General features: G+C 70.1%; 2 protein-coding genes. Both read right to left on the bottom strand.

The window, feature by feature from the left end; all coding sequences use genetic code 11:
* Window positions 1–706 (bottom strand): metal ABC transporter permease (locus RTM68_RS18895; protein ID WP_312173874.1); only part of this gene is annotated, 706 nt, incomplete at its 3' end.
* On the bottom strand, window positions 703–1,145 hold a 443-nt coding region (locus RTM68_RS18890), incomplete at its 5' end, for an ATP-binding cassette domain-containing protein (protein WP_312173873.1). The genes RTM68_RS18890 and RTM68_RS18895, both read right to left, overlap by 4 nt.

Below are 1,145 nucleotides of genomic sequence, written 5' to 3'. Positions count from 1 at the left end.
CGGCCACGGGCCCCGCGGTGATGCGCATCGCGGCGGCGGCGGGTGTGACGAGCAGCGCCATCACGAGGAGGGCGCCGATGATGTGCACGCTGACGGCCACGATCAGGCCCAGCAGCACCATGAACAGCAGGCTCACGGCCCGGGTGGGCACGCCACGGGCGGCGGCCGACTCGGGGTCGAGCGAGTCGAAGCGCAGCGGATTCCACATGAGCAGCAGTCCGATCAGCACGACGATGCTGATGCCGAGCAGCCAACCGAGGTCAGGGCTCGAGACCGAGACGATCTGCCCGGTCAGCAGGCTGAACCGGTTGGCGCTGCGTCCGTCGTAGAGCGAGAGGAACAGGATGCCGAGGCCGAGCCCGAACGGCATGAGCACCCCGACGATCGAGTTGCGATCGCGGGCCTTCGCGCCGAGCACGCCGATCAGGATTGCCGCGACGAGCGCCCCTCCGAGGGATCCGACCACCACGCTTCCGCCGAAGAGCAGAGCCGCTGCGGCACCGGCGAACGACAGCTCGCTGACGCCGTGCACCGCGAACGCGAGGTCGCGCTGCATCACGAAGACGCCGATGAGCCCGCCGACGATTCCGAGCACGGCGCCCGCGATGATCGAGTTCGCGAGCAGGGCGACGAGCTCGCCGTAGTCCTGGAACGAGAAGACGTCGCTCCAGTCGACCGTCTGCACGATGCCGGTCACGAGGTTCATGCGGCACCTCCGTGATCGTGGTCGTGCGCATGCTCGTGGTGGGGCTCGGCATCCGGTACGCCGACGACCACCAGCCGGTCCCCGGCCCGCAGCACGAACACCGGGGTGCCGTAGAGCTCGGTGAGCACTCGCGTCTGCAGCACCTCTTCGGGGGTGCCGAGCACGAAGCGACCGCCGGCGATGTACAGGATGCGGTCGACGCGGCCGAGGATCGGGTTCACATCGTGCGTGACGAACAGCACCGCCGCGTCGCGCTCACGGCGCTGGCGGTCGATGATGTCGGTGACGGCGACCTGGTTCGCGAGGTCGAGGTTCGACAGGGGCTCGTCGCACAGCAGCAGCGACGGCTCGTCGGCGAGCGCCTGACCGACGCGCAGGCGCTGCTGCTCGCCGCCCGAGAGCAGCCCGACGCGGCGGTCGGCGTAGTGCGCGGCCCCCA

The sequence above is a fragment of the Microbacterium sp. genome (assembly GCF_031988965.1).
In the GTDB taxonomy this organism is placed as follows: Bacteria; Actinomycetota; Actinomycetes; order Actinomycetales; family Microbacteriaceae; genus Microbacterium.
This window is presented reverse-complemented; position numbering and strand designations above follow the sequence as displayed.